Annotated in this window: 31 protein-coding genes; 14 read left to right on the top strand and 17 right to left on the bottom strand. The window is 37.1% G+C overall.

Annotated elements, in window-relative coordinates; all coding sequences use genetic code 11:
• Positions 1 to 55: 55 nt before the first annotated feature.
• Together I9192_RS15355 and I9192_RS15350 are read left to right on the top strand one after the other, a co-directional pair.
• On the top strand, positions 56 to 1,360 hold the full coding sequence (locus I9192_RS15355) for a hypothetical protein (protein ID WP_227567122.1): 1,305 nt from the start codon (positions 56 to 58) through the stop codon (positions 1,358 to 1,360).
• A gap of 51 nt (positions 1,361 to 1,411) precedes the next feature.
• Positions 1,412 to 1,729, top strand: coding sequence for an NGG1p interacting factor NIF3 (locus I9192_RS15350; RefSeq protein ID WP_200149893.1), 318 nt, complete (start codon positions 1,412 to 1,414; stop codon positions 1,727 to 1,729).
• A gap of 48 nt (positions 1,730 to 1,777) precedes the next feature.
• Here the strand turns inward: I9192_RS15350 and I9192_RS15345 are convergent, their stop codons facing one another.
• Entirely contained in the window at positions 1,778 to 2,539 is a 762-nt protein-coding gene (locus I9192_RS15345; protein ID WP_151800952.1) for a nitroreductase family protein, read from the bottom strand.
• Positions 2,540 to 2,638: 99 nt separating this feature from the next.
• Positions 2,639 to 3,439: an enoyl-CoA hydratase gene (locus tag I9192_RS15340; RefSeq protein WP_004829355.1), complete on the bottom strand. Its 801-nt coding sequence runs from the start codon at positions 3,437 to 3,439 to the stop codon at positions 2,639 to 2,641.
• A 101-nt stretch (positions 3,440 to 3,540) separates the two neighbouring features.
• Between I9192_RS15340 and I9192_RS15335 the strand changes: the two genes are divergently transcribed.
• Positions 3,541 to 4,107: a nicotinate-nicotinamide nucleotide adenylyltransferase gene (locus tag I9192_RS15335; protein ID WP_005032839.1), complete on the top strand. Its 567-nt coding sequence runs from the start codon at positions 3,541 to 3,543 to the stop codon at positions 4,105 to 4,107.
• A gap of 71 nt (positions 4,108 to 4,178) precedes the next feature.
• On the top strand, positions 4,179 to 4,745 hold the full coding sequence (locus I9192_RS15330; protein ID WP_005032837.1) for a YceI family protein: 567 nt from the start codon (positions 4,179 to 4,181) through the stop codon (positions 4,743 to 4,745).
• A gap of 50 nt (positions 4,746 to 4,795) precedes the next feature.
• Here the strand turns inward: I9192_RS15330 and I9192_RS15325 are convergent, their stop codons facing one another.
• Complete coding sequence (locus I9192_RS15325) at positions 4,796 to 5,713, bottom strand: LysR family transcriptional regulator (RefSeq protein ID WP_005032835.1); 918 nt, start codon at positions 5,711 to 5,713, stop codon at positions 4,796 to 4,798.
• A gap of 97 nt (positions 5,714 to 5,810) precedes the next feature.
• Here I9192_RS15325 and gstA point away from each other — a divergent pair, with 97 nt between their 5' ends.
• Entirely contained in the window at positions 5,811 to 6,416 is a 606-nt protein-coding gene (gene gstA, locus I9192_RS15320; protein ID WP_005032833.1) for a glutathione transferase GstA, read from the top strand.
• Positions 6,417 to 6,804: 388 nt separating this feature from the next.
• Positions 6,805 to 7,392, top strand: a complete 588-nt coding sequence (locus tag I9192_RS15315; protein WP_005032830.1) for a hypothetical protein — start codon at positions 6,805 to 6,807, stop codon at positions 7,390 to 7,392.
• A 301-nt stretch (positions 7,393 to 7,693) separates the two neighbouring features.
• On the opposite strand, the gene I9192_RS15310 is transcribed toward I9192_RS15315, so the two are convergent.
• The gene (locus I9192_RS15310; protein ID WP_005032828.1) at positions 7,694 to 8,584 is read right to left on the bottom strand and encodes a LysR family transcriptional regulator ArgP; all 891 of its coding nucleotides are present in this window, start codon (positions 8,582 to 8,584) and stop codon (positions 7,694 to 7,696) included.
• A 177-nt stretch (positions 8,585 to 8,761) separates the two neighbouring features.
• On the opposite strand from I9192_RS15310, the gene I9192_RS15305 reads away from it, so the two are divergent.
• Positions 8,762 to 9,361: a LysE/ArgO family amino acid transporter gene (locus tag I9192_RS15305; protein WP_005032825.1), complete on the top strand. Its 600-nt coding sequence runs from the start codon at positions 8,762 to 8,764 to the stop codon at positions 9,359 to 9,361.
• A gap of 149 nt (positions 9,362 to 9,510) precedes the next feature.
• Here I9192_RS15305 and I9192_RS15300 read toward each other — a convergent pair whose 3' ends face one another.
• The 6 genes from I9192_RS15300 to dapD all read right to left on the bottom strand — a co-directional run bounded on the left by I9192_RS15300 (position 9,511) and on the right by dapD (position 13,536).
• Positions 9,511 to 9,972 (bottom strand): peroxiredoxin, encoded by a 462-nt coding sequence (locus I9192_RS15300; RefSeq protein WP_005032824.1) that lies wholly within the window; start codon positions 9,970 to 9,972, stop codon positions 9,511 to 9,513.
• A gap of 3 nt (positions 9,973 to 9,975) precedes the next feature.
• Positions 9,976 to 10,677 (bottom strand): Dph6-related ATP pyrophosphatase, encoded by a 702-nt coding sequence (locus I9192_RS15295; protein WP_005032822.1) that lies wholly within the window; start codon positions 10,675 to 10,677, stop codon positions 9,976 to 9,978.
• Between the two features lie 63 nt (positions 10,678 to 10,740).
• Positions 10,741 to 11,151 carry a hypothetical protein gene (locus I9192_RS15290; protein ID WP_004829333.1) on the bottom strand — a complete coding sequence of 137 codons (411 nt, stop codon included), beginning with the start codon at positions 11,149 to 11,151 and terminating at the stop codon, positions 10,741 to 10,743.
• Positions 11,152 to 11,164: 13 nt separating this feature from the next.
• A complete protein-coding gene (gene queC, locus I9192_RS15285; protein WP_005032820.1) occupies positions 11,165 to 11,836 on the bottom strand; it encodes a 7-cyano-7-deazaguanine synthase QueC in 672 nt (223 codons plus the stop codon).
• Positions 11,837 to 11,871: 35 nt separating this feature from the next.
• Positions 11,872 to 12,582: a 7-carboxy-7-deazaguanine synthase QueE gene (queE, locus tag I9192_RS15280; protein ID WP_005032818.1), complete on the bottom strand. Its 711-nt coding sequence runs from the start codon at positions 12,580 to 12,582 to the stop codon at positions 11,872 to 11,874.
• A 132-nt stretch (positions 12,583 to 12,714) separates the two neighbouring features.
• Positions 12,715 to 13,536, bottom strand: a complete 822-nt coding sequence (gene dapD / locus I9192_RS15275; RefSeq protein ID WP_004829328.1) for a 2,3,4,5-tetrahydropyridine-2,6-dicarboxylate N-succinyltransferase — start codon at positions 13,534 to 13,536, stop codon at positions 12,715 to 12,717.
• A gap of 304 nt (positions 13,537 to 13,840) precedes the next feature.
• Here dapD and carO point away from each other — a divergent pair, with 304 nt between their 5' ends.
• On the top strand, positions 13,841 to 14,590 hold the full coding sequence (carO, locus tag I9192_RS15270) for an ornithine uptake porin CarO (protein ID WP_200149892.1): 750 nt from the start codon (positions 13,841 to 13,843) through the stop codon (positions 14,588 to 14,590).
• A gap of 74 nt (positions 14,591 to 14,664) precedes the next feature.
• Here carO and I9192_RS15265 read toward each other — a convergent pair whose 3' ends face one another.
• The 7 genes from I9192_RS15265 to I9192_RS15235 form a co-directional block, all read right to left on the bottom strand.
• Positions 14,665 to 15,882 carry a transport of long-chain fatty acid gene (locus I9192_RS15265; RefSeq protein WP_200149891.1) on the bottom strand — a complete coding sequence of 406 codons (1,218 nt, stop codon included), beginning with the start codon at positions 15,880 to 15,882 and terminating at the stop codon, positions 14,665 to 14,667.
• Positions 15,883 to 16,092: 210 nt separating this feature from the next.
• Positions 16,093 to 17,022, bottom strand: coding sequence for a CysB family HTH-type transcriptional regulator (locus I9192_RS15260; RefSeq protein WP_004829323.1), 930 nt, complete (start codon positions 17,020 to 17,022; stop codon positions 16,093 to 16,095).
• Positions 17,023 to 17,079: 57 nt separating this feature from the next.
• Positions 17,080 to 18,141, bottom strand: a complete 1,062-nt coding sequence (locus I9192_RS15255) for a sulfate/molybdate ABC transporter ATP-binding protein (RefSeq protein ID WP_151806948.1) — start codon at positions 18,139 to 18,141, stop codon at positions 17,080 to 17,082.
• 10 nt (positions 18,142 to 18,151) lie between these two features.
• Positions 18,152 to 19,048 carry a sulfate ABC transporter permease subunit CysW gene (cysW, locus tag I9192_RS15250; RefSeq protein WP_151750913.1) on the bottom strand — a complete coding sequence of 299 codons (897 nt, stop codon included), beginning with the start codon at positions 19,046 to 19,048 and terminating at the stop codon, positions 18,152 to 18,154.
• Complete coding sequence (gene cysT, locus I9192_RS15245) at positions 19,045 to 19,878, bottom strand: sulfate ABC transporter permease subunit CysT (protein WP_200149890.1); 834 nt, start codon at positions 19,876 to 19,878, stop codon at positions 19,045 to 19,047. Before cysT ends, cysW begins: the two co-directional genes overlap by 4 nt.
• Before the next feature lie 81 nt (positions 19,879 to 19,959).
• Positions 19,960 to 20,565: an RBBP9/YdeN family alpha/beta hydrolase gene (locus tag I9192_RS15240; protein WP_005032813.1), complete on the bottom strand. Its 606-nt coding sequence runs from the start codon at positions 20,563 to 20,565 to the stop codon at positions 19,960 to 19,962.
• A 41-nt stretch (positions 20,566 to 20,606) separates the two neighbouring features.
• Positions 20,607 to 21,617 (bottom strand): sulfate ABC transporter substrate-binding protein, encoded by a 1,011-nt coding sequence (locus I9192_RS15235; RefSeq protein ID WP_151806950.1) that lies wholly within the window; start codon positions 21,615 to 21,617, stop codon positions 20,607 to 20,609.
• 162 nt (positions 21,618 to 21,779) lie between these two features.
• Here I9192_RS15235 and pabC point away from each other — a divergent pair, with 162 nt between their 5' ends.
• The 6 genes from pabC (at position 21,780) to I9192_RS15205 (ending at position 26,808) form a co-directional block, all read left to right on the top strand.
• Positions 21,780 to 22,601: an aminodeoxychorismate lyase gene (gene pabC / locus I9192_RS15230; protein ID WP_005032810.1), complete on the top strand. Its 822-nt coding sequence runs from the start codon at positions 21,780 to 21,782 to the stop codon at positions 22,599 to 22,601.
• On the top strand, positions 22,594 to 23,661 hold the full coding sequence (gene mltG / locus I9192_RS15225; protein ID WP_005032809.1) for an endolytic transglycosylase MltG: 1,068 nt from the start codon (positions 22,594 to 22,596) through the stop codon (positions 23,659 to 23,661). The genes pabC and mltG overlap by 8 nt, the downstream gene beginning before the upstream one ends.
• A 2-nt stretch (positions 23,662 to 23,663) precedes the next feature.
• Positions 23,664 to 24,263: a dTMP kinase gene (gene tmk / locus I9192_RS15220; protein ID WP_151750909.1), complete on the top strand. Its 600-nt coding sequence runs from the start codon at positions 23,664 to 23,666 to the stop codon at positions 24,261 to 24,263.
• An 83-nt stretch (positions 24,264 to 24,346) separates the two neighbouring features.
• Positions 24,347 to 24,763, top strand: coding sequence for a PaaI family thioesterase (locus I9192_RS15215; protein ID WP_010591279.1), 417 nt, complete (start codon positions 24,347 to 24,349; stop codon positions 24,761 to 24,763).
• A 175-nt stretch (positions 24,764 to 24,938) separates the two neighbouring features.
• Positions 24,939 to 25,928, top strand: a complete 990-nt coding sequence (locus I9192_RS15210) for a hypothetical protein (RefSeq protein WP_005032807.1) — start codon at positions 24,939 to 24,941, stop codon at positions 25,926 to 25,928.
• A gap of 4 nt (positions 25,929 to 25,932) precedes the next feature.
• Positions 25,933 to 26,808 (top strand): arginase family protein, encoded by an 876-nt coding sequence (locus I9192_RS15205; RefSeq protein WP_200149889.1) that lies wholly within the window; start codon positions 25,933 to 25,935, stop codon positions 26,806 to 26,808.
• The last annotated feature ends 9 nt before the right edge of the window (positions 26,809 to 26,817 follow it).

Here is a 26,817-nt window from a genome sequence, read left to right as displayed (position 1 = left end):
TTTAATTATATTTTTCTATCAAACTTCTAGAAATTTAACAATAAAGGTAACACGTTTGGAAAACTTAACGATGCGATGTGTCGAAGGTACGATAGTAACAACGTCATATGATAAAAATATTGAACAATTTCGCTTAGTGATTGATCAAATTAATTATACATTCCCATTAAAAAGTGATTTCTATTTTAAGGTGGGTGATCGCGTCAAAATAATTTTCCATGGAAAACATGATGAAATAGACGCGGTGTTTAAACTAGATGATGGATTGCTATATTTGAATGATGCAATCTATCAGGTGAACGCTAAAAAACTATCTAATCAATTATATAAAACATGGTTTTCTACATTTTGGATCATTTTAATTTTAGTTTTAGAATTGGTGATTTATCAATTGGTCATGGACAGCACGGTTTATTATTTTGATATTATCCAATACGTTTTCGGTATTTTATGTTTATCTGTACTGTTGACTTGCTTTTTTTTAGTTCATCGTCTGATCAATCCTCAATATCAATATGCAGATCAAGTATTTAAATTACTGCAACTACCTAGTTTAGAACAACAGAAACTCCAATATTTCAGGATGACAAACTCGTATTTTGAAGTCATTCCAGATCTTTATTTTATGGAGCATGTACTGAATATTTCTAAAAAGCATAATTTGATTCAATCCCAAGCATTGGTTGAAAGAATGTGCAATCAGCGGAACAGAGAAAATTTAACTGAGTTTCAAGAGCTTAAATTTAAGCTGCAAGCACAAAAAGGCGAAATTAATAATATTCGATCGCAAAAGATTCCCTTGTCAGCAAAAGATACGGACCCATTTTTTGAGGTTACAGCAACATTAAATGGCTTACCGATTTATGGTTATTTTGATGAGTTTTATGTCAAGAATGGACAAAATGTTGATGTTGTTTTAACAGAATTTCCAGATGAGAAGGGCTACTATATTTGGTATTTATACGACCGAGAGCGGTATTTATACTTAGATGAAGATCAACCTACCACCCTGAGTCAACATCATGGATGGGCTGAATGTATAATCATGATCATTGTGATGGCTGCAATCTTATTTTTTATTTGGTTGTTTTTTGCTTTGGTTGCTGACTTTGTATTTTTTACCTATCTATATTTTGCAATCATGTTAATGGTGATCTTGTATCAAGTGGCTTTAGTTTTTTATAAACGCAAATTTGATACTGAAGCTAAAATGGGGTTTTATATTTATAATCAGATCACAGCACTGATCAAACTTCCAAGAAGTATTTATTTATCAGACTTAATTTTATATAAGATTGATCGAGATGAGGCATTTGAAACCAAGAGTAGAACTGGATATGACCTTAAACTTAAACCGTAGTCTCATGGTCGTTTAAAGATAAGCGAATTGGTTTTGATCTGGAGTGTGTCTATGCTTAAACTTATTTATTATGTTCCTGAATCCCATTTGGAAATCACCAAGCAAGCCATTTTTGATGCGGGTGCTGGAGGAATTGGAGATTATGAGCATTGTGCATGGCAAGTTTTAGGTATGGGACAATTTAAACCGATAAAGGGAGCTAAGCCTTTTATTGGGGAGTTAGGTCATTTAGAACAACTGCCTGAATGGCGTGTAGAAACCATTGTTCCAGAGCCAAAAGCAAGGTCTGTGGCAAAAGCTTTGAAAACGAGTCATCCTTATGCAGAACCAGCTTTTGAATTTATTCAAATGATTGATATCAACATCTAGCTAAAATATACCCGCCCTTTAGAGAGCGGGTTAGCTTGTGCTTTAAAATTAAACTTTTTGAATGAATAATTTACGATCAAAGCGATATTGTGGGAAAAACACACCATCCTCAGCACGCTCACCAGCACTGATGACCATGATTGGAAATTCTTTAGGACCTAAGTTGAGGATTTTACGGACTAAAGGCTCATCAAAACCTTCCATCATACAACTATCAAAACCATAAGCACGTAAAGCAAGGACCAGATTTTCACAAGCCAAAGCTGTGGTTTTACTTGCCCAAAGTTGAGCATCCGCAGGATTAAATGCAGTAACAGGAAGCTGTTTATCTAAAGTTCGTGCAACTTTAAAAGCCACTTTTTTAAAGTTACCGAGAGCATTGAGATAACCTGTTTTATAGTTATAGGCGATAAACTTATAATATTGCTTGACCGCTCTTGGTGCTTCTGGAAATGGAAAATCACTTAGATTCATTTTTGCCATTTCATCAATACGGTCTATTCGAGCTACACAGACGATTAATTCTGCCGCAGTTTTGGCTGATAATTGACTGAGACACGCTTTAATCAGTTGTTTCTTTTTAGATTCAGATTGAACCACATAGAACGTCCACGGTTGTAAATTAGATGAGTTAGGCGCAAGCAATGCCAAATCTAAACATGCATCTAACACTTCCGCAGGAATTTGTTTTTCAGTGAATTTACGAACCGAACGACGGCTTTCAATGACTTTTCGAAAATTTTCAATATCGATATCTTGCGGAGCCGGTTCGTAATAACGTTTTTTAGTGCTTGATGAATCTTGAGACATAATATTTGTACTGAATGTTGAATCGTTCAATTTTAGAGAATCAGAAATAAAAAAAACCACTGAATATTTGTAATACAGTGGTTTTTCGGATGAAATGAATTAATTAAACTGTGAAAAGTTTGGCTTGCGCTTTTGCATAAATGCGGCGACGGCTTCTGCCATTTCTGGTGATTTTACTCGTTGCATAAAGATGACTGCTTCATCATCTACACATTGAATAATTTCTTCGAGATTGTGCTTCATTAATGCTTTGGTTTGTTTGATTGATGCCAATGGAAGCGCGGCAAGCGTTTGAGCTTGATGAAGTGCATGACCATAAACATCGTCTTCAATACTATTGATTAGCCCCGCATTTAAAGCTTTTTCACTGTTAAATTTTTGTGCTGTTAACAACAGTTCAGCTGCTTTGTGATAGCCTGCCTGTTGAATTAAAAGTTTGCTTGAAGCGCCTTCAGGTGATAATCCTAAGCTTACAAATGGAATCTGGAACAGTGCAGTATTGTCTGCATAAACCAAATCCGCATGTAAAAGAATCGTTACACCGATCCCGATTGCAACGCCACGTACTGCGCATATTAAAGGTTTAGATAAACGTGCAGCAGCTTTGAGTAAGACAAAAGGAGGACCGTCTCCTTCCTTGCCTTCAAGCGGTTGTTGAATGAAAGCCATAAAGTCTTTCATATCATTTCCCGCACTAAAATCAGCTTCGGCACCACGTAAAATGACCACACGTACATCATTGTCTTGATCCGCTTCGTCTAACGCTTTTGCAATCCAAAGATAGAGTTCTCCGTACAGTGCATTTTTAGCTTCTGGTCGATTAATTGCTAAAGTCAGTACACCATTTTCTAAATTTGCGTTTAAATGTTGATGAGGTTGTTGAATACAACTGAGTGTCATCGTACTATCCTTGCTTTAAAATTTAATTGGATTTTATGCCCTCATTATGTCGCATATTTGAATTTATGTTGCAACTGATGAGTTCATAAAAAATTTGCTTTATGACTTATAAATTTGATTATCTGGTTTATATTGGACGTTTCCAGCCTTTTCATTTAGCGCACATGCAAACCATCAAAATTGCATTACAACAGAGTCACTTCGTGATTTTGGCGTTAGGGTCGGCACAGAATGAGCGGAATACCAAAAATCCTTTTCTGGCTTCAGAAAGGGAACAGATGATTTTATCAAATTTCTCAGCAGCAGATCAAAAGCGAATTAAATTTGTTCATGTGATTGATGTTTATAATGATGCCAAATGGGTTGAATTGGTTAAATCATTGGTCAAAGGAGTTGTATTAGACCATGATAAAATGGGTTTAATTGGACATTTTAAAGATGATTCTTCTTATTATTTAAAGCTTTTTCCAGAATGGGAAATGGTTGAGCTGGACAGCTTGGTAGGTTCTATTTCTGCTACGCCGCTACGTGAGGCGTATTATCGTGGTGAAATTTATCAAGCTGAATTTCCACTAGGCACAGCAGAGTTTTTAGCGGAATTTCAAAAAACTGAAATTTATCAACAATTAAAATACAAATACCAAACCGAAGACAAATCAAATCTTTAATCTATTTTGATGCTGATGCAATACACTGTAGAGCAGGACAAAAAATAGCAAAACAAGATTTGGAGCGGTCTATGAATTTTAAATCAGTTGCAACAAAGAGTATTGCTCTATGTAGTTGTTCGATTTTCGCACTTTCCGCTTATGCAGCAACTTGGTCTTTGACAGCAAATAGCCAGGTAGGTTTTCACATTGACTCATTGGGAGTCAATATTGTTAAAGGGCAGTTTCAAAAGGTTCAGTCGCAACTAGATTTTGATATAAATACTCCTCAATCTGCATCGACTCAATTTGTGATGGATGTAAATAGCCTAAGTATCAGTAAATCATCATTAAAAAATATGATTATGGGGCAAGATTTGTTCTATGCAGAAAAATATCCAACTGCAAGTTTTAAAAGCACTTCTTTTAAACCATTAGCCAATCATCAATATTTAATTTTAGGTCAGTTAACGTTACGAAATGTAGTTAAACCGGTAACATTTAAGGCGACGATTAAACCTCATTCCAATGATCCAAAATTATTGGATTTTACCTCGTCAACAACCATTAAACGTAGTGATTTTGGCATGAAAAAGGCAATAGGTGGCGTCGGGGAGAAAGTCAATATTCAGGTTTCTGGACAATGGAAAGCAAAATAAAAATACCAAGTTGGGTACTAAAGTAATTGGCTATCCGTATTCGATTTAATCTAAATTAAAGTGCTTAAATGCTCGATTAGAAAATCAATGAACAAACGGATATGTCGTTGTTCATATTTAATTTTAGGATATAACAGCGAAAAAGGTCGTTGCGCCCCAGCATATTGTTGTAGGACTTCAATCAGCCGTCCCTGCTTTAAATCATCTTCAATCGCAAATCGACATGTTTGCAATAGACCAGCCCCATAGCGAGCAAGCGTAATGGTCGCTAAAATATCCTCATTACAACTTAAATATCCTTGTGTTTGAATATCCATGATTTCTTGATTGAGTAAAATAGACCAAGGCAGTGCTTTTCCCGTACTCGGTAATAAGTATTGAATACATTGATGATGCTGTAAGTCAGTAATATTCGAGGGAATGCCATTTTTCTTTAAGTATTCTGGTGATGCGACTATAAGTAGATCAGCATTTTCTAAACGACGAGCAATGAGATTTGAGTCAGGAATATTTCGACCGCGAATGGCAAGATCAAATCCTTCTGTAATAAAGTCAACATTTTTATTGGTGAGTTGTATTTCAAATTTAATTTCAGGATAAAGCCTTTGGAATTTAGGTAAAAGTGGAAGTACTCTAAAATGCCCAAACGGTGTAGGTAAACTTATCCGAATCATTCCTGATAGTTGTGCTGAATCATTCTTTAATCGCTGTTCGACTGCAATAATCTGTTTCAGTACTTGTTTACATTCAAAAAAATATTCTTCACCTGCCTGAGTTAAGCGTACTTTACGAGTGGTTCTGCTAAATAGTTGCAGACCTAGCCGTTGTTCCAGCCGAGCAATGGATCTACTCACAGCTGCCGGTGTCAAACCTGCTTGATGAGCAGCATTAGAAAAACTTTGTTGTTCAGCAACTAAACAGAATATCTCAATATTGCTGAACATTGTTCGATTTAATGCTGTATCCATTATATACACCATGTAATAAGTGAATTGATATTATGCGTATTTATTGTTCATGATGTTAAGGATAGCATGAGCTTAAATCAATTCAGGGAATTAATCGATGAGACTTTTTTATACCGCAGGTGCATGTTCACTGGCTCCGCATATTGTGCTACAAGAAATTGGACATGATTTTAAGTTAGTCAATGTTTCATTTAAAAACCACCAAACGGAAGATGGACAAGATTTTTTGAAAATCAATCCGAAAGGACAGGTCCCATTTCTGATTACAGATGAGGGATTGCATCTCAGTGAGGGGGCAATTATCAGTCAGTATTTGGCTGAAATAATGCAAAATACTCATTTATTACCAGCATTTGGCGATTTGAAGCGCTATAAGGTATTAGAATGGATGAATTATATAAGTTCAGAATTGCATAAATCCTATGCACCTTTTTTCCAAAAAGGTTTTGATGAGGCGAGTAAAGATATTTTCAGAGAAAAATTATTAAAGCAATATGCATGGGTAGATCAGCAATTTGCTGATTCAGAAAATGTATTGGGGCAGGGTTTTACAATTGCAGATATTTATCTATTTGTGGTCACTCGTTGGGCATCGTTTATTAATTTGGATCTTAGTCATCTCAAGGCATTACAAGGATTTATGCATCGTATGCAACAACATCCCTCGGTACAAAAAGCAATGAAGGATGAAGGAATCATTTAACTCCAATAATCTTCAAAAGCTATACTTTTAATGATTTGTATAGCTATAGAAATTGTGTAAATCATAAAGCTTTCAATGCCATGCTTTAATTCTAAAGTTGCAATAGATTTGCTTAGGCGATACTTTACTTAGCAAGAACGATCATATCTGCTCATAAAAAAAGCCGACTTGTTTCTAAATCGGCTTTTGGGTATTTTTAAGGTAGCGGTAAGATCTTAAAACATTGACTTAAAAAAGGCTTCTAAAATATTATTTTGGGTAACAGTGATTATGTTAAATAGGGAAATCTATGTAATCAAAAATTAATTTATTTTTAGTTATAAATATCAATTTTCCAAATAGAGTTTTAATCATATAATTTAAAAAATTAGTATCTTAGGGGGAGAATATGTCAAAGGCAATGGAATGGATTGGAAAAAATCTAAGCCTCGGTGGTCTTGTACGTCATGCTGGTAATGGACTTGGTACTGTGACGAATATTACTGCACAAAGTGTAGGAGTGGTGGCTAGTTTATGTACAGATGACCCAAAAACTAAAAAGAATATAAAAGATACTTGCTCAAATATAGGAAAAACACTTGATTCTGGTATTACAAAAGGTACTGCTGTAGCTGGTCAAGGGATCGATTATGGAGTCCAGAAGGTTAGTGTTGGAATAGGCTATGCAAGTGGTAGTGCTGCAAAGTTAATGGGAGCATCTGAAGAAAATGTAATACTGGCAAAAAAAGTAGGAACAGTCGTAGGAGCTGTTGGTATCGGTGTTGTAGCTGGTGGCGGAGTAGCCGATGCAGCAATTGCTATTGGCGCTGCTTCAGGTACTGCTGGAGCAGCAGCAACAACTAGTGGATTAGCCACGCTTGGTGGCGGGTCAATAGCTGCTGGTGGTGGTGGAATGGCTGCAGGACAGGCAGTAGTAAATGCCATTGTTGCAACAGGTGGTGTATCTGGTGCAGCAACAATAAAAGAAAATAGCTGATTTTAGAAATAGATATAGCCTGATGTTATGTAAGTTTTTCTTAAAATTAACATAGTACACCTTATTTGAAATAATTTTCTATCTGACATAAATCATAGCCTTATTGTTCTATGAAAAGCCCAATACATAGTATCTGGGCTTTTTAATGACTTGTCACTTTCATCTTTGAAAAGTAAAGCTTCGCCAAAGCAAATTATTCAGAACTTTTCTCAAGATATGAGGTTGTGAAAATGCCTTATCTATACGATATAAGTTCGCAATAATGATATTGATTAGTTTAACTGATTTTTGACTTTTGATACTAAATTAAAATCGCTTGCGTATGTGAGATCAATGTGGAAGTTAACTGATCCAATTGCTTAGACTGCTGTTTCCAATGATGCCAATAGAGATGTAAATCTGTTCTAGCTTTAGGTAAAATTTCTACCAATTGCCCTGTAGATAATTCTTTCTGAATTTGCATTTCAGGCACCATGCCATAGCCGAGATCAAGTAAAATAGCATCGACAAATGAATTGGTGGAGGGAATAAAGTGGCAAGGATAACTGTTTGGCATTAAGCCAAAAAGCTGTTGTAAAACCTCGCCATGAACATGATCTTTATCATTAAAAATCACAGCTGGCGTATGTCTAAGCACTTCCCGATGTAGACCTTGGTCTAAATACTTTTGCACAAATGATGGGGTTGCCACCATTTGATAATTCATTTTGCCTAAATGAATGGCTTCACAACCTTTCATCGCTTGCGCTTCGGTAGAGATACAGGCATTGACCAGTCCCGCCTCAAGCAAATGATGGGTTTGGGTTTGATCATCAATCTTAAAATCAATCACAATTTTTTCTTTGATTAAGGTTTGTTGAAAAAGGGGAAGCAGCCAAGTGGTAAGTGAGTCGGCATTTGAGGCAATATTTAATTTAAAAAATTGGGATTGTGCAGATTGTCCTTGTAGACTCTGAATTAAATTTTGCTCCATTAAGCGATGATGCTGTAGAAAAAGTAAAACGTCTTGTCCTGCTTGTGTAACTTTGCAAGGTCTTTCTCGAATAATCAGCACTTGTCCAAGTTGCTTCTCTAAAGTTTGTACACGAAGTGTGACTGCTGAAGCGGTGATATTTAGTCGTATTGCAGCTTGTTCAAAACTTCCAGTCTCCGCAACAGCCAGAAAAGCTTCACTGTGTTTGCTTTGTAGCATTATTATCCTATTAATTCGTAGCTGTTATTTTGCTGTGTTATATCGTCGTTCAATTATAACGATAAACATAAAATAAGAAAAATTTAGTTAAGTTGAAATTTATTTAGAAATACTCATTTTATCAACTAAATTTGGATAATAGCACCATTCATTAATATGTTAAAAGTGTAGTTCGAGATGTTGCAAAGCTATATGCAGGGTTTGGCAGTTGGATTTAGTTTGATTATTGCAATTGGCGCACAAAATGCATTTGTACTTAAACAAGGTTTAAAAAAACAAAATGTATTTTGGATTTGCGTGGTTTGCGCTGCATCAGATTCGGTTTTGATTTTATTGGGCGTGTTAGGCTTTGCAAAAATTATCCAAACTCATCCTGAATTTGTCGATTGGGCAAAATATTTTGGTGCGATTTTTTTATTGGTCTATGGGGCACAACATTTTATTCAAGCTTTTAGAGCGTCCAGCGGTCTGGCTCCAAGTGAAAACAATGAGTCTCAGCTTTTTAAAATGATCATGATTTGTCTTGCGTTAACTTGGCTAAATCCACATGTATATCTGGATACTGTTGTATTGATTGGCTCTATATCGACCAAGTTTGAATCAACTGCTGTGTATTTTGCAATGGGTGCGGTCACTGCGTCATGGTTATTCTTTTTTAGCTTGGGTTTTGGCGCACGTTTTTTATTGCCAATTTTTCAAAATCAACGATCATGGCAAATTTTAGATTTCATTATTGGGTTAGTGATGTGGGCAATTGCTTTATCTTTGGTACTTTGATCCATATGCGCTAACAGATTAAGAATGAATTTGGATTGAAAATCGTTATGATTCTAGGGATTTTAAATATCCATGTTTGAGAATATTTTAAATCCCCCTGCAAGCCTAAAAATATTTCAACTTTAGCGCGAGTAGGGGGATAACCATCATTAAGCTTTTTGCAAGGTTTTTAAATCTTCTAAAACTTGTTCAGCGTGTCCCGCAGCTTTTACTTTGCGATATTCCTTGACCAACTTGCCTTGATGATAAATAAATGTTGAGCGTTCTATTCCCATCACTATTTTACCATACATATTTTTTTCTTTGATCACGTCAAAGTGTTTACATAACGTTTCATCTTTGTCACTGATGAGATTAATGGTCAATGATTGCTTTTCAGTGAAGTTCTGATGTGCTTTGACTGAATCACGAGAAACACCAATAATCGTTGTGTTCAATGCGTCAAATTGATCTTTGATGCATGAAAAACCAACCGCTTGAGTTGTACAACCCGGTGTAGAGTCCTTCGGATAAAAATATAGAACCAACCAATCTGTACTGAGTTCAGAAAGGTTAATTTCACCAGTTGTTGTTGGAAACTTTTGATTTGGAAGTTTGATTTGTTCAGTCATAGGTTATCCTTCAAGATGATTTTGTTTAAGTTGTAGTGTTAAAAAGGCATAATTTTCATGATAGAGAATATCACCTTTATCAAGCAAAAGTGGTGCTTTAAAAATAGGACCATCAATAAGGGTCGTATGAAATTCACCCGCCTCACCACAAGGATCAATTCCACGCTCAATCAATTCTTTTACAAACTCAACGGTTAGTGTTTTACCAAGATCTTCAACTCGCATACCTAGATTTAAGTTGATCGTGACAATTATGCTGACAAAACCTAATTCAATAAATTCGCTAACAATGTCAAGCCGCGGTTTCTGCCATAAAGGCATGACCAAATTTAATTGGCTTTGATCACACATGGATTGATTCCATTGTGCATGTTGAATCAGATCAATATCTCCAGTTACAAGCGTTTCAGCACCTAATCGTTTGGCTTGCTTTAGCAGGCTTAAAAACTGTTGTTCGTAGTCATTCCAAGTTGCTGATGCTTTTAATATCGGTAAACCAATCAACTCAGCCTGTGCATCTATAATATCAAGTGGCATTGCGTGAGAACGAGATTTAAGTCCTTGTTCTTCAAGCATGACAATCAGAACAATAGCTTCTCCCGTTTGCAATGCGTGATATAAGGCGAGACTACTATCTTTACCACCACTATAGGATGCAACAAACTTTTGCTGTTGTATTACAGTTCTGTTCCATGAAGTATGCATCGTATTTATACCATTTACATATAAAAAGAGCCTGCATAGGCAGGCTCTTGAACACAACAAGAATTATTTCTTCGCTTGTGCAGCTTTCATTGCTTCTTCAGTTAAGGTTTTTAATTTACCTGTTAACTGAGGACCAAAACAAGTTTGAAGGTCTTGGTTATTTTTTTGAACGAAAGCTAAAGTTGCTGGGCTTTTCTTTTGGTTAATGGCACTTTGAATTTGCCATTTTTGATCATTGGTCAATTTACCGTCAGATTCAACAGCACATGTACAGTATTTGCTAACTTCAGCGGCAGTGAGTTTTCCACCTTTCGCAGTTTCTGTTTTACAAACACCAATCAGTGCAGATTTAACATTGGCACTTTTATAGGCTTGTTGAATTGCATTTGACTCAGCAGCGAAAGCCGTAGATCCCATTAAAGCCGAAGCTGAAAATAAAGCAGAAAGAATAAGACTTGATTTTAAATTTTTCATAAACAGTACCTTGTTATTGCGGTATATAACGTGTTGGGTCTGCAATACCTGCATCTTTAAAGCCTTCTTTACGAAGTCGGCAGCTATCACATTTGCCACAAGCACGTCCTTGGTCATCTGCTTGGTAGCATGAAACCGTTTGACTATAGTCTACGCCATGTTCGATCCCTAAGCGTATTATATTCGCTTTGGATAAATGTAACAGAGGTGTTTCAAATTTAAGAGGTTTTCCTTCTACTCCAACTTTAGTGGCAAGTCGAGCCATATTGGCGAAAGCTTCGATAAATTCAGGACGACAGTCAGGATATCCTGAATAATCAACAGCATTGATGCCGATAACAATGGCTTGGGCATCAAAAACTTCCGCTGCTGCGAGTGCATAAGACAAGAAAATAGTGTTACGTGCTGGAACATAAGTTACAGGAATACCATCAGTTTCATGATCAGGCACATCAATGTTATGGTCTGTAAGTGCAGAACCACCTAAATTACCCAAGTCAATATTGATGACACGATGTTCTACACCAGCATTTTTGGTTAAAGCACGCGCCGCATCAAGTTCCGTGGTTGAGCGTTGACCATACATAAAACTTAATGCGATACAGTCATAATTGGCTTGAGCCCATGCTAAGCAAGTTGTTGAGTCTAAGCCACCAGATAGCAAAACTATGGCACGAGGGCGCATATCCAATTCTCCAAATATTAATAAATAACGGTAGATTAACGACCAGTTTCATCATTCCAAAGCAATTTATGTAACTGCAATTGGAAACGAACAGGGAGATGGTCTTCTAAAATCCATTGGGCTAAATCACGTGCCAGTTGTGGTAAACGTGTTGCACCTTTTTCAACAGCAAAAGCAGGTGAGAACCATACAGTGCTGACTTTTTGATTTAAAGCATAGAGTTCTACTTGCTGTTTTGACCATTCATAGTCTTCACGATTACAAATCACAAATTTGATTTGGTCGTGTGGAGTCAAATGTTCAAAGTTAGTGATTAAATTTCGAGTTACTTCACCTGAAGTAGGTGTTTTTAAATCTAAAACTTTGGAAACACGAGAGTCAACTTTGGAAACATCCAGTGCACCACTAGTTTCTAAAGAAACCTCACAGCCCAAATCAGCAAGACGTTGCATTAATGGCAGTGCATTAGGTTGAGCAAGTGGCTCTCCACCTGTAACACAAATATAGGGAGTTTTATAATCTAAAGCAGTTTGAATAATTTGATCAAGTGATTGACGTTCGCCACCTTCAAAAGAATAAGTGGTATCACAATAGGTGCAACGTAGTGGGCAACCTGTTAATCGAATAAAAACAGTAGGTAAACCTAAAGTATTGGCTTCACCTTGTAATGAATAGAAAATCTCCGTGATACGCAACCCCGCAGATGGATCAGAAACAGGAATAGTTGAAGAACGAAGAGAACTCATGAGATTTACCACAGATTACAAAATGAAAAATCTCTACGATCATTGTTGACCGTAGAGATGGGAGTATTAATGACTCCGTTTGGTGCTTTAGATCGATAATAAATCTAAAATGCAACCAAGAATAAAAAAAGCTTAGTCTTCGCGAAGTAATTCGTTCAAGCTAGTTTTTGCACGAGTTTTCGCATCTACTTTCTTGACAATAATTGCTGCATATAAGCTATATGTACCACATTTAGATGGTAAGCTGCCTGAAACAACAACAGAACCTGCTGGTACACGTCCATAATGGATTTCACCAGTTTCACGATCATAAATCTTGGTTGATTGACCGATGAAAACGCCCATTGAAATCACAGAACCTTCTTCAACAATCACACCTTCAACGATTTCAGAACGTGCACCGATAAAGCAATTGTCTTCAATGATTGTTGGGTTCGCTTGAAGTGGCTCAAGTACACCACCAATACCTACACCACCTGAAAGGTGAACATTTTTACCAATTTGAGCACATGAACCTACAGTCGCCCAAGTGTCAACCATCGTACCTTCATCTACATAAGCACCAATGTTGACATATGATGGCATCAATACAACATTTTTAGCTTGGAATGAACCTTTACGCGCTACAGCAGGAGGTACAACACGTACACCAGAAGCTTTAAATTGCTCTTCTGTCCAACCTTTAAACTTAGTATCTACTTTGTCATAGAAACGAAGGTCACAAGATTCGATTGGTTTGTTATCATTTAATTTAAAAGATAATAAAACAGCTTTTTTCAACCATTGGTGAACCACCCATTCACCGTCAATTTTTTCAGCTACGCGAAGTGTGCCGTTATCTAAACCAGCAATAGCTTCTTCAACAGCTTGACGTACTTCAGCAGGGCAATCTACTGCTGTAAAGTTGGCACGGTTTTCAAACGCTTGTTCAATGATCGTTGAAAGCTGAGACATAATCATCCTTCCCAAAAAAATTTTAAAGATTCTACACCAAATTGGACTCAAATTAGAGATAAAATCTAGTTTCAATCGAAAAAACTCATCCCATAATTTAAAATAAAACAATCAAATAAGTGAATTATTAAGTTTTAATTTAATTTATTTCTTTTAAAAACAACAATTAATATCTAATTGTATCAAAAAATAACAAAAAGTAATCAATTTCTCTATTAATTGTGTAGATCGAATCACATATTATCATTTCGAACCAAACACATTAATGATTAAAGAACAAACTCTATTTTTTGAGGAGACATAAATGAAAGTGTTAAAACTATTAGCGGTAACAGCTGCATTATCTGCTTCTGGTCTAGCAATGGCTGATGGGTCTGTTGTTGATCAAGGTTATGCTTTTGAAGCTAATCAATTAATCCCGACAGGTGCTCGTCTTGAAGTAGGTACAACTGGTTACGGCGGTGCTTTACTTTGGACTGCTAACCCATATGTTGGTTTAGCATTGGGTTATAATGGTGGTGATATTTCTTGGTCAAATGATTTGTCTATTGATGGCACTAAATATGACATGGATTTAGACAACAACCTGACTTACTTAAATGCTGAAATTCGTCCTTGGGGTGCAAGTGAAAATACTTTGGCTCAAGGTCTTTATGTAGCAGCTGGTGTGGGCTATGTTGACAGTAAATATGATTTGAAGAAATCATTACATAACTCAAATGATACTTTGAAAATTGATGGTAAAAACTATAACGCGCCTAATGGTAACGGTAGTATCAGTGGTAAAGTGGACTATGATAACCAAATTGCACCATATATCGGCTTTGGTTGGGCTCCAAAAATCACTAAAAATATAGGCGTATTTGGTGAAGTAGGTGCTTATTATACAGGTAACCCTTCAGCTAACTTAAAAGCTGTTGGTTTACAAGAGGTGGGTAGTAATGATCCGCTTTCTGGTGTTGAAGCAGCTGATCGTTTAGAAAATAAAATCCGTAACGATGACAAATATCAATGGCTTCCAGTAGGTAAAGTAGGTGTAAGCTACCACTGGTAATTCATTCGGGATTTGTATAGAAAAAACGAGCTTCGGCTCGTTTTTTTATGTATAGAATAAATGATCAAACTAAGCTAAAAACGATATCCCACACGAATTCCATGTGCAAATGCAGTATTTCGACCTACTTTGGATAAAGTTGAATTTTGAGTGATCGGGTTATTCGCGTCCAAATCTATAACTTTTGCTTTATTAAATCGAAAATATTTGATGCCATAGGAAATAAAACTGTTTTTATTGATGTTATATAAGCTGCCTAAGCCTAATGCATAAAAGCCGTCAGAAGGATTGAGCGTTCCAGCAGGATTATCATTGCCCGAATCCCATGATATATCAGCTGTGGTAAGCCATTGATCTGAAAGCATATGGGCAATACCGAATTTTGCAGACCATTGATTGTTTTTATAGTCAATCAGATTGAATGGTTTGATTAATTCAGGATATTGTTGGGCAGCATAATCAACCACAGCACCAAATTGTCTAGGCTGAATTTCAAAGTCTTTCCAATTGACCCAACGAAGCTGACTATAAACAATATTGTTTGCTGTTAAACCAGACTGAATTTCTAAATTGACAGATTGTGGTGTAGAAATTCGCGTTTTTTCAAACGGAATTACTGTTAAATTTTGCCCAGAAATATACTCTGTCACTGCTGATTGATGATTGATTTTAGATCGATAAGTCAGTGAGCTTTTTAAGGCATATTCTGGAATTTGATAACTTAAACCCGCTAACCATCCATGACTCGCACTTTGCTTAAATTTTGCCTGATAACCACTCATTGCTGAATAGTTTGCACCAAAAATATTTAATTCACCTTCAAATTGTTGATAAACCGCTCCAGTATAGATATTCCAGCGAGTAGTAGGTTGATAACCCACCAACATGGTGAGATTTTGACTATCAAAATTAAATTGACCAGACTCTAAAAGTTGTTTTCCATGATTAGTCTGAGGGCGGTATTGATAAGCAATGTCAACACCATAAGGTTGGTCGTAGATTAAACCAAATGACCACTGTGGTGCGATTTGTAATTTTGCTGCTGCATTGACGAAATGATAAGTATTGACCAAGTTGCCTGTAGAAAAATCATCAATACCTTGTTGTTTTAATTGTTCGTGTTGAGGTAATTGCCCAGATACATTGGCATAAAGCTCAGCATAAGATAGTTCTAGGTAATGATTCGGTTCAAGAAAAGTGCGGATGGATTGATCAGATTTTTCCATACCTGCGGCATGACTAAATAGAGGAATAACGCCCACGATGGCTAAACCCCAGATCTGATAATTCATCCTTGTCCCCCAAATGACAATATTAAAATATGATTTAGGCTAAATTTTATACTAAAAAGATTCTCTTTTGATAAATAATAAATAAAATCAATAGTTTTAGTTTTTCTTAAGAATATGTGTTGTGCTTTTGGATATTCTATTTTAATGAAGAGAGAGCGCATTTTTGCGCTCTCTCTTATCTGCTTGGCTGATTAAGTTTCATGTATAAACTTAATCTTCAGGGTAGGCGATTTTCTTTAAGGCTTTAATATCAGCCTCTGGTGAGCAGAGTGAAATAAACTCATAACCATAACCACGCAGTAAATGACCTTTACGCACTGCAATCCAAGTGGTATTTAAACCAAAAATATCAGTATCAATTTGTTTTAAACGATGATCACGTTCTGTATCGTAAGCCACATCATTGACAATACCAACACCCATGCCAAGCTCAACATAGGTTTTTATTACATCGGCATCCAGTGCAGACATCACGATATCAACATCAAGATTGGCATCTTCAAAGGCTTTATCAATTTTTGAACGACCTGTGAAACCACCGTGATAAGTAATAATTGGATATTCAGCCAATTTTTCTAAAGTAATGTCTTTGGGATTAAGTTTGGTCAGTGGATGGTCTTGAGGGGTAATAATGCTGTGTTTCCAATTATAGAATGACACGCTTCCCAAGTTTTCTTCGGTTGTCAGTGATTCAGTCGCAATACCAATATCTGCCAAACCTAAAAGTAACATTTCTGAAATTTCAACAGGACTGGCTTGTTGTAAAATCAAATGCACTTTCGGAAATGCTTTTTTAAATAAATTCACGATTGGGGGTAACACATAACGTGCTTGGGTATGTGTTGTTGCAATCGTCAATGTCCCTTCATCGACTTTATTAAAGTCATCTGCAAGACGTTTAATGTTGTCAGCATCAATCAACATACGTTCAACAATACTGAGCAAGGCTTGTCCTGGTTCTGTTAAGCCTAATAGGCGTTTGCCTTTACGAACAAACAGTTGCACACCTAATTCATCTTCTAAATCTTTGATGTGTTTACTGACACCTGATTGAGATGTGTAAAGTGCAGCTGAAGCTTCAGTTAAATTGTAGTTTTGACGAACCGTTTCTCGGATAATTCGTAATTGTTGAAAGTTCATGATGTTCCATACCTCAAATGTGGATGAGTAGGTGGGGAGTACTCATCCTGTCGACGATTACGCGACTTGATTTTCAAATAGGTGAAGTGTAGATGCACTTACCCAAACTGTTTGATTTGGTCTGTATTGATGTAATTTTGCTTCTTCTGGATTTAAAGCAATTTCAATCAGTTGTCCTTGGCGATCTTGTAACTCCGCCATGACTTTACCGGCAATCCATAATTCACGTAAAAAGGTTGCTTGAATTGCATTTTCAGTCGGTTGTGCGTGAATTTTCAATTCATTTGGTCGAGCAAAAGCAATCACTTTACCATCAGCTGTATTTTGTGTTGAAGGCAGTTGGATTCGATCATCACCAATTTGAATAATACCTTGATGGTTCTCACCTTCAAATCGATTCGCTTGACCTAAAAAGTCAAAGACAAATGGTGTTGCCGGTTTCTCATAAACTTCTCGTGGCGAGCCAATCTGTTCGATATCACCTTTATTCATCACCACGATTTGATCAGCGACTTCCAATGCTTCTTCTTGGTCATGGGTAACAAAAATAGAGGTGATATGCAATTCATCATGCAGGGTTCTGAGCCAACGACGCAATTCTTTACGGACCTTGGCATCTAGTGCACCAAATGGTTCATCCAGTAACAACACACGAGGTTCAACGGCTAAAGCGCGTGCCAAAGCAATACGTTGACGTTGACCACCAGACAGTTGCGCAGGATAGCGATCTGCCAAGAAACCCAACTGAACTAGATCCAGCAAACGTGTGACACGTTTTTTTATTTCAGTTTCATTTGGACGCGTAGATTTAGGACGAACACGTAAACCAAATGCGATATTGTCATATACGGTCATATGGCGAAATAAAGCATAGTGCTGAAATACAAAGCCTACTTGACGTTCACGTACGTGAATATTGGTTGCGTCTGTACCCTCAAGAATCACTTGACCTCGATCTGCTGATTCTAGACCGGCGATAATACGAAGTAGTGTGGTTTTACCACAACCTGAAGGTCCAAGTAAGGCAACCAGTTGACCTTCTGGAAAATCCAGAGAGATGTTTTTAAGTGCATGGAATGCACCAAAGTTTTTTTCAATATTTTTAACTTGAATACTCATGTGCAATTCCTTAAGAAACAGTAGATTCTTTACTTTCACGGTCTTGTTTTTCTTGGCGATATTCAACCCATGTTTTTAAAATAAGGGTAATAATTGCCAAAAATGCTAACAAGGTCGAAACCGCAAAAGCAGCACTAATCGAATTTGGTTCGTTATATAAAATTTCAATATGTAAGGGTAAAGTATTGGTTTCACCACGGATATGCCCAGATACGACCGACACTGCACCAAACTCACCCATTGCACGCGCATTACACAAAATTACGCCGTAGATCAGACCCCATTTAATGTTGGGAATGGTGATTTTCCAAAAGGTTTGCCAACCTGATGCGCCGAGTACAATAGCTGCTTCTTCTTCCTCTGTACCTTGAGCTTCCATGAGTGGAATTAATTCACGGGCAACAAATGGAACGGTAATAAATACGGTGGCAATGATGATTGCAGGTGTGGCATATAGAATTTTAATGTCATGTTCAATTAACCATGACCCAATCCAACCTTGCGAACCAAAGATCAGAACCAGCATCAAACCTGCAATCACTGGTGATACAGAAAACGGTGTATCAATGATCGTGGTGAGGATAGACTTGCCACGGAAATTAAATTTAGCGACACACCATGCGGCAGTAACACCAAAAATGACATTAAGTGGAACTGCAATTGCTGCTGTGAGTAAGGTGAGTTTTACGGCTGACAAGGTGTATGGATCGATCAATGATGCGAAATAAACCTGAATCCCTTGCTTAAATGCCTCAACAAAAATCAGCACCAATGGGAGCACTAAACAGCCCAAAAAGAAGAGTAACCCGATGATGAGTAAGGTATAACGTACCCATATTGGTTCACGGGTTGCATCACGGGACTGTAGTTTTTCAGCCAAAGCATTGCTGTTGGTATTTAAGCTCATCTTGCAGTTCTCCCTGTGCGGCGACTTGCCCATGCCTGAACCAAGTTAATCAGGAATAAGATAAAGAAAGAAATAATGAGCATTACAACTGCAATGGTGGTTGCTCCAGCATAGTCATATTCTTCTAAACGAGTAATAATCATTAACGGTGCAATTTCAGTTTCGTAAGGAATGTTTCCTGCAATAAAAATAACTGAACCATATTCACCCACGCCCCGTGCAAATGCTAAGGCAAAACCGGTTAACAATGCTGGGAAGAGAATAGGTAAAATGATTTTAGTTACGATTTGAAAACGATTAGCACCGAGTGCAGAAGCGGCTTCTTCCAGTTCTGTTTCAAGGTCGCTCAATATAGGTTGCACTGTGCGTACAACGAAAGGGATGCCGATAAAAATCAGGGCTAAGGTAATACCCAGAGATGTGTAGGCGATTTTAATCCCTAATGGTTCAAGCAATTGTCCAATCCAGCCGGTTGAGGCATATAAAGAGGTCAGAGCAATACCTGCAACAGCGGTAGGTAAAGCAAAAGGTAAGTCGACCAGAGCATCGACTATACGTTTGCCTGGAAATGAATAACGGACTAAGCACCACGCCAATAAAAAACCAAAAATCACATTGATCAAGGCTGCAATGAGAGCGGTGGTAAAACTGAGCTGTAATGATTTTAAAATACGTTCAGAGCTCAAGATTTCCCATAAACCATCCCAACCTACGCCTAATGATTTTATGAATACGGCAGAAAGTGGTATCAGTACGATTAAAGATAGATACGCTAGGGTGAAGCCTAGTGAAAGACCAAAACCTGGCAGCACTCGGGATCGCTGCGACATGATGACTCCTCAAAAGAGAGAAAGCTTATTGAAATCAATAAGCAAATTTAAAACGATTTTTGCAAGCTTAAAAGGCAATGGTTAAATTGCAAATTTAAAAAACAACTTGGTATCATCAGTATTACTCATAAAGATTTTTTGTTGCTCTATGATTAAGTGATCATAAATTTCTGGAAAATGTCCAAAACCTGAAGCAACATTGATATGACCGACTTGACCTAAATTTCTTGGCTTGATTTTCCAAGCACGCGCCAATTTTTGTGCATCTTCAAAGTCTAACCAAGGGTCATTTTCAGAAATAATCATTTCAGCTGGAACAGCAATATTTAAGGTTTGAAAATAATTTTCATAATTGCCAATACTGTTTCGAGCAAAACCAGCTTCACCAAAACGTGCAGGATTAGCTGGTGCAACTAAAATAACTTTTCTCACTTTAGTGGTAATTTCAGGATGTTGTGCCAAAGCTGCAACAGTCGTCAAGCAACCAAAACTATGTGCAACAATTTGAACAGGCTGAGGTGCATTCAATACAGTTCTGACAAATTCAGCAACCCAGTCTTTTAATATAGGTAAGTTCCAATCCTGTTGCTTTACACGAGAGCATGACATGAGTTCACGTTGTAATTTAGACTGCCAGTGATCGTAATCGCTTCCACCAACGCCCGGAACAATAATGGTATGAATCATGTCGGTGCTCCTGTTTTTTAGTTTAAGTTGATTGAGATCAGTTATTTACTGCTCGCATTGGCTTTAACAATTTGATCAAATACACCATTGTTGTCAAAGTGTTGTTTTTGAACTTTTGTCCAACCGCCAAACTCTTTATCAATTGTCACCAATTTCAATGGCTTGAATGTGGTTGCATATTTTTGCAATGTCGCAGCATTACGAGGACGATAGAAGTTTTTAGCTGCAATTTCCTGACCAGCTGGTGAATACAAGTAGTTCAAATAAGCTTTCGCTAGATTTAAATTACCGTCTTTTTCAGCATTCTTTTCTACGATCGCCACTGGTGGTTCTGCCAAGATCGATAATGATGGAGTAATGATCTCAAACTTACCTGGTTGCTCACGGGTAGACAGATAAGCTTCGTTTTCCCAAGCCAATAACACATCACCGATGCCTCGTTCGGCAAATGTGGTTGTTGCACCACGAGCACCTGAGTCAAGCACTTTGGTTTGTTTATAAATTTGACGAACAAAATCTTGCGCTTTTGCATCTGAACCATATTTATGCTTTGCCCAAGCCCACGCTGCTAAATAGTTCCAACGTGCACCACCCGATGTTTTCGGGTTTGGCGTAACGATTTCTACGCCCGGCTTAACCAAATCACCCCAGTCTTTGATTCCTTTTGGATTGCCTTTACGAACCAAGAATACAATGGTAGATGTATATGGTGTTGAGTTCTGAGGAAATTTCTTTTGCCAGTCTTTTGGCAATAAATTGGTACTTTGTGCAATCGCATCAATATCTGCTGCTAAAGCAAGGGTAACCACATCAGCCTGTAAACCATCAATCACTGATCGTGCTTGTTTGCCTGAACCACCATGAGATTGTTTAAACTGAATGTCTTGCCCTGTTTTAGACTTCCAGAATGTCGCGAATTGTTTGTTAAAGTTATCGTACAATTCTCGTGTTGGATCATAAGATACGTTTAAAAAATCTTTTGCTGCCACGCTGAAAGATGTGGTTGAAATCAGTGCTGCTGCTACAGCAAATTTAAGTTTAGAGAACTGCATTTTTTGCCCCATTTATTTCTGAAGTTCGGTAAGATGGTGTAAGCATAATGCGAGTCTTTATTCATAAAAAATAATAAAAAACGAATTTTATATGAATAAAAGAGAAATAGATGTTGTGTATGTTTCAAAATGTAATTGGGTAATGCCACAGGAAATTGTTTAATGATCTGCTTTAAAAATGCTCAACAAATTGATTCTATTCCACTTTTGGATCGAGCATTTCATTATGGTGATGGTTGCTTTACCACAGCCAGATTTCATCAAGGAAATTTTGAACTGGAGTCTTTGCATCGTGCACGAATAAAATTGGCGGCTGAACGGCTTTACTTAAAATTTGATTTTGAGCTTTTGGATCAAAGCTTGGCGTTACTCAAGCAACAATTTAGTATTTTAAACGGGACGCTCAAACTTGTTTTGAGTCGAGGTGAGGGGGATCGTGGTTATGCGATGCCTGATCATGATGCTGATTTTTATTTGATGTTTTACCCAAAAGCGACCAGTCATTTTCAACCTGAATTTATTCAAAGTGGTGTTTTAAATCAGGCGATTGGTTTATTAATGCCCAATTTAGTGGGTTTGAAAACATTGAATCGTTTAGAACAGGTCATGCTAAAAAAAGAAGCACAACAAAATGGTTGGATAGAAGCACTGGTGACCGATGTACAAGGTTCAATTGTCGAAGGGATCAGCAGTAATTGCTTTTTTCAAATAAACAATACATGGATTACCCCTGAACTTCGCTATAATGGTGTGCATGGGGTGATGCGTGCTGAAATATTGTCACGAATGCAACATGATGGTGTTTCCTGTGAACAACGTTTTATTGATATGGATGAAATTAAGTATATTCAGAGTTTATTTTTCTGTAATGCATTAAGTCCAATGAAAGCGGTGACAACATTGAATCATCTGAATTTAGACACTCAACCTTGTGTTGAGTTATTTAACACTTTAAATTTAAGTCAGTTTAATTCTCATGCCTAAAGCGAAATCTAAGCCCAAATCTAAAAAGAATACTCAAGCCAAAGCAGGCACTAACATCTATAAAGGCATTGCAATTTTTGTGGTGGTTTTTTTAGTCATCATTGGCATTATTTTAAAAATGAGTCTTTTTAAAAGCTACCCAGTTTCTGGAGCGAAACAAAAGCTTTCCATTACAAATGGAGAAACCTATACAGGTTTTATTGATGATTTAGCCAAAGAAGATAAAGTCAATTTTCCAATTATTTTAAAGTTGTATCGTAAGATTTTCATTCACGATACCATGAAAGCTGGAGTCTATGAAGTCAGCAAAGGCATGAGTGTACGCCAAGTTTTAGAAATGGTGTCAAATATTGAAAATGCTCAAATGAGTCGACTTTTGGTCATTGAAGGCACAACGGTAAAGCAACTGATTCAATCTTTAAATAAAGATCCATTGATTGAAAAATCAGTCATTCAGCTTCCTCGTGCCGAGATGCTAAAAGTATTGGGTATTCCTTATCAGCATCCAGAAGGATTGTTTGCACCAGACACCTATTTTTTTGATAAAGGGGCTACCGATAAGCAGATTTTGACAGATTTGTATCAGCGTCAAATGAAAATCTTAGATGATGCTTGGGAAAAACGCGCACCAAACTTACCTTATAAAACAAAATATGAAGCCTTGATTATGGCGTCGATCATAGAGAAAGAAACCAGTGTTGACAGTGAGCTTAGGCAAGTTTCTGGTGTATTTTGTCGCCGTTTGAAATTGGGAATGCGTTTACAAACGGATCCAACCGTAATTTATGGTATGGGGGATAAATATACAGGTAAGATTTCAAAACAAGATTTGCGAACGCCAACCGCCTATAATACCTACACGATAAATGGTTTACCGCCTACGCCGATTGCGCTACCAAGTAAAAAAGCGATTGAAGCGACAATGCATCCAGATGATTCTGAAAATATTTATTTTGTTGCAACAGGAAATGGTGGGCATAAATTTAGCTCAAATTTAAATGACCATAATCGTGCGGTACAACAATATATTGAAGTTATGCGATCTAAAGTTAAGGAATGAGTATGTTTATAAGTTTTGAAGGAACTGAAGGGGTAGGAAAAACCACACTCATCCAAAAATTGTATGAACATTTTCAACAGCAAGGTAAACAAGTTGTTTTAACGCGTGAACCTGGTGGCACACCTTTAGCTGAGCAAATCCGTTCATTGTTGCTGTCTGTAAATCATGAAGAGCAAATGAGCCATGATACTGAGTTATTGTTGATGTATGCAGCACGTGCGCAACATTTGGCAGCTGTGATATTACCTGCATTGGCACAAGGCAAAATTGTATTATGCGACCGTTTTGTCGATTCAAGTTTTGCCTATCAATGCGCTGGTCGTGGTTTAAGTCGGGAAAAGTTACAACTGTTAAATCAAAATTTTGTTTCTAAAATGCCAGATATTACTTTTTGGTTAGATGCACCGATTGAACTTGGGATGAATCGTGCACGAGCCCGTGGCGCTTTAGATCGTTTTGAACAAGAAAAAGTGGTGTTCTTTGAGTCTGTACGTAGTGGCTTTTCTGAAATTCATTTACGTGATGCGCAAAGAATGAAACGTTTAGATGCTACTCAAACACCAGAGCAAGTCTTTGCAGAAGCTTTACACTACCTAAAATAACTGTAATTGATTCATTTATTCTGATGTTTTCAATCTTAAAAGTCTTTATATTGTTTTAGGTCAAGGATATAAAGACGTGAATGATGAAAAGTACAAAAACTGAAATCGTTGAATTTTTACAGCAATTTTTTTCACCAAGCTTAGCGCGTTGTGAAATCGAAGAAGTGACTGAAAAAGGTGCTTCTTTGGTTTGGCATGTCAGTGATCAAGACATTCGCCCAGGTGGAACAGTATCAGGTCCAACCATGATGGCATTGGCTGATTTTGCCTTATATGTGGCGATTTTAGGAGAAATCGGATTAATTGGCTTGGCTGTAACGACCAATATGAATATCAATTTCCTACGTAAGCCTACTGGCGGTGTGGATATTCGTGGTGTTTGTAAATTAATGAAGGTCGGTAAAGCTCTAGTCGTCGGTGAGGTATGGATTTACTCTTTAGATTCAGATGATCCTGTTGCTCATGTCACTGGAACATATTCAATTCCTCCACAAAAATAAGCAACGTGTATAAAAAGCACAAATACTTCACTTATTAGGTGAAATATATCATTTAATCTAGCTGGAATTGGCTTTGAGATGCTATATTGAGTTATCTCGGGGATAATGCTAATTTATTCATAATAAATAGTTTATTTTTAAAAATTAAATCATTTTATAAAACGGAATAGAGAATATGTCATCAGATCATGAAGTCGTTCGTTTGTTTAAGGAACATGTTTTTCCCTTATCAAATAAATTGACAGAGATGTTAAATGAACACTATTCGCATCAGACGGAACGCCGAGGTTGTGGATACACACAAGCAACACGAGTCTTGGCTGAGTATATTAATTTTCCTCGTGACAACGTTGAAGCGACAGATTTAAAAATATTTCAAGACTATGACTTTAAAAGATTAAAGAAAATTATTGATCAAAAAAATATCTATGGTTTTGATATTGAGGATTGGCATAATCTAGATCAAAACCGCTCAATTGAAAACTTTCTCGCTGACCCGCAGCAACAAAAAAATGATGATTTTAGAGTCCTTGTTGAGCAAGAGGTTACAACCCAAGCAAGTTTAAGAAAATTATCTCAGCAGGCTGAACTTGAAGAAAGCCAAATCATTTGTTGTATGCTGGAAGATGTGATTTTACCGAAAACAGCCGAGAAAACAGGTTATGTTGAAATCCAAACATTAGCGGGAAAACCTAAAGTAGGTTCTTGTCCAATGGCTGAAAATTTTTTCCTGAAAATCGCGCACCGTTCAATGCTGAGACAAGGTTCAATCAATATTTTTATCGATGAACAAAACCGCCCATTATTGATTGAAAAAATGAATATGGGGGATGATCATTCCTGTATCAACTTACAACCTTTAATCATGAATGGTATTCGCATTCCAGTTGGTTCTTTATTTTCGGTAGAATATGATATTGAACAAATTGACAATAAAGTGCCTAATCAAGAATTCAAAGGTTATATCATTCCATATAAAGAAATTCAGGGTTTTTGGTTTTTACGATTGACTACTTTAGCGATCTCACCTGAGAATCGGAAAAGAGCATTCACCACCCATTTTGAACAACAAGTGAATAATGGGTTATTTAGTCCTGATACAACCTTAATTAAACAGCTGAATGACGTTGCATTGTCACAATTGAGAGTCGCTAGTCTCGGATAACTTTATGTTAAATGTTTGTTTTTCATCGCGCTATTTTGCTCAAACACATACCAATAGCATGGAAAAACTTGTTGCAGTTGCTGAGCAATTACAACAATTCAATCATTTTAAATTTCACGAACCCCAACCTATAGATCCAGAAATTTTAAAAGCCTTGCATTCCCCAAGATATGTTGAGGCATTTTTAACAGGACAACCGACTAAACTTGCAACTTTTGCTGGTTTTAAACCATGGAATGAACAATTACGAGATGCAGTTTTGTCCATCAATGGTGGGCAAATACTGGCGACGGAGCTGGCTTTTCAACATGGTATTGCAGCCAATATTGCACAAGGTTTTCATCACGCCAATTATGACTATGGCGGTTCATATTGTACCTTCAATGGCTTGGCACTGATTGCGCAGCATTTTGCGAATAAACGAATCTTTATTTTGGATTGTGATCAGCATGGTGGCGATGGAACTGCTGAATTTACCCGAAGATTAGAGAATTTATATAATTTTAGCATTTATGGTTTGGCATTTGGCTATCCAACGTATGAACGTGCCGAAAGTCGCCATGTACATACGAAGCATGGGAGTTTTGCGCAGTATACCATGGCGATATATGAGGCTTTTCAACGAGCCAATGAGTGGAAGGCTGATATAATTATTTACCAAGCAGGCATGGATTGCCATCAAGCAGATCCTTACGGTTCAGCGTGGTTGAGTACAGAGTTAATTCAAAAACGCGATGAAATGGTATTTAATCTTGCGAAGCGGGAAGGAATTCCACTGATGTTTGTGCTAGCAGGTGGATATCAGAAGCTTGAGGATTTGGTCAATTTACATGCTCAAACTTTTCATACAGCACATCAGATTTATTATAAAAAACCATAAAGATAAAAT

Source organism: Acinetobacter bereziniae (assembly GCF_016576965.1).
GTDB lineage: Bacteria > Pseudomonadota > Gammaproteobacteria > Pseudomonadales > Moraxellaceae > Acinetobacter > Acinetobacter bereziniae.
This window is presented reverse-complemented; position numbering and strand designations above follow the sequence as displayed.

Excerpts from the sequence above, each read along its gene's own strand:
- I9192_RS15350 (WP_200149893.1), top strand. The coding sequence starts at position 1,412 with ATGCTTAAACTTATTTATTATGTTCCTGAATCCCATTTGGAAATCACC.
- I9192_RS15345 (WP_151800952.1), bottom strand. The coding sequence starts at position 2,539 with ATGTCTCAAGATTCATCAAGCACTAAAAAACGTTATTACGAACCGGCT.
- I9192_RS15340 (WP_004829355.1), bottom strand. The coding sequence starts at position 3,439 with ATGACACTCAGTTGTATTCAACAACCTCATCAACATTTAAACGCAAAT.
- I9192_RS15335 (WP_005032839.1), top strand. The coding sequence starts at position 3,541 with ATGACTTATAAATTTGATTATCTGGTTTATATTGGACGTTTCCAGCCT.
- I9192_RS15330 (WP_005032837.1), top strand. The coding sequence starts at position 4,179 with ATGAATTTTAAATCAGTTGCAACAAAGAGTATTGCTCTATGTAGTTGT.
- I9192_RS15325 (WP_005032835.1), bottom strand. The coding sequence starts at position 5,713 with ATGGATACAGCATTAAATCGAACAATGTTCAGCAATATTGAGATATTC.
- gstA (WP_005032833.1), top strand. The coding sequence starts at position 5,811 with ATGAGACTTTTTTATACCGCAGGTGCATGTTCACTGGCTCCGCATATT.
- I9192_RS15315 (WP_005032830.1), top strand. The coding sequence starts at position 6,805 with ATGTCAAAGGCAATGGAATGGATTGGAAAAAATCTAAGCCTCGGTGGT.
- I9192_RS15310 (WP_005032828.1), bottom strand. The coding sequence starts at position 8,584 with ATGCTACAAAGCAAACACAGTGAAGCTTTTCTGGCTGTTGCGGAGACT.
- I9192_RS15305 (WP_005032825.1), top strand. The coding sequence starts at position 8,762 with ATGTTGCAAAGCTATATGCAGGGTTTGGCAGTTGGATTTAGTTTGATT.
- I9192_RS15300 (WP_005032824.1), bottom strand. The coding sequence starts at position 9,972 with ATGACTGAACAAATCAAACTTCCAAATCAAAAGTTTCCAACAACAACT.
- I9192_RS15295 (WP_005032822.1), bottom strand. The coding sequence starts at position 10,677 with ATGCATACTTCATGGAACAGAACTGTAATACAACAGCAAAAGTTTGTT.
- I9192_RS15290 (WP_004829333.1), bottom strand. The coding sequence starts at position 11,151 with ATGAAAAATTTAAAATCAAGTCTTATTCTTTCTGCTTTATTTTCAGCT.
- queC (WP_005032820.1), bottom strand. The coding sequence starts at position 11,836 with ATGCGCCCTCGTGCCATAGTTTTGCTATCTGGTGGCTTAGACTCAACA.
- queE (WP_005032818.1), bottom strand. The coding sequence starts at position 12,582 with ATGAGTTCTCTTCGTTCTTCAACTATTCCTGTTTCTGATCCATCTGCG.
- dapD (WP_004829328.1), bottom strand. The coding sequence starts at position 13,536 with ATGTCTCAGCTTTCAACGATCATTGAACAAGCGTTTGAAAACCGTGCC.
- carO (WP_200149892.1), top strand. The coding sequence starts at position 13,841 with ATGAAAGTGTTAAAACTATTAGCGGTAACAGCTGCATTATCTGCTTCT.
- I9192_RS15265 (WP_200149891.1), bottom strand. The coding sequence starts at position 15,882 with ATGAATTATCAGATCTGGGGTTTAGCCATCGTGGGCGTTATTCCTCTA.
- I9192_RS15260 (WP_004829323.1), bottom strand. The coding sequence starts at position 17,022 with ATGAACTTTCAACAATTACGAATTATCCGAGAAACGGTTCGTCAAAAC.
- I9192_RS15255 (WP_151806948.1), bottom strand. The coding sequence starts at position 18,141 with ATGAGTATTCAAGTTAAAAATATTGAAAAAAACTTTGGTGCATTCCAT.
- cysW (WP_151750913.1), bottom strand. The coding sequence starts at position 19,048 with ATGAGCTTAAATACCAACAGCAATGCTTTGGCTGAAAAACTACAGTCC.
- cysT (WP_200149890.1), bottom strand. The coding sequence starts at position 19,878 with ATGTCGCAGCGATCCCGAGTGCTGCCAGGTTTTGGTCTTTCACTAGGC.
- I9192_RS15240 (WP_005032813.1), bottom strand. The coding sequence starts at position 20,565 with ATGATTCATACCATTATTGTTCCGGGCGTTGGTGGAAGCGATTACGAT.
- I9192_RS15235 (WP_151806950.1), bottom strand. The coding sequence starts at position 21,617 with ATGCAGTTCTCTAAACTTAAATTTGCTGTAGCAGCAGCACTGATTTCA.
- pabC (WP_005032810.1), top strand. The coding sequence starts at position 21,780 with ATGATCTGCTTTAAAAATGCTCAACAAATTGATTCTATTCCACTTTTG.
- mltG (WP_005032809.1), top strand. The coding sequence starts at position 22,594 with ATGCCTAAAGCGAAATCTAAGCCCAAATCTAAAAAGAATACTCAAGCC.
- tmk (WP_151750909.1), top strand. The coding sequence starts at position 23,664 with ATGTTTATAAGTTTTGAAGGAACTGAAGGGGTAGGAAAAACCACACTC.
- I9192_RS15215 (WP_010591279.1), top strand. The coding sequence starts at position 24,347 with ATGAAAAGTACAAAAACTGAAATCGTTGAATTTTTACAGCAATTTTTT.
- I9192_RS15210 (WP_005032807.1), top strand. The coding sequence starts at position 24,939 with ATGTCATCAGATCATGAAGTCGTTCGTTTGTTTAAGGAACATGTTTTT.
- I9192_RS15205 (WP_200149889.1), top strand. The coding sequence starts at position 25,933 with ATGTTAAATGTTTGTTTTTCATCGCGCTATTTTGCTCAAACACATACC.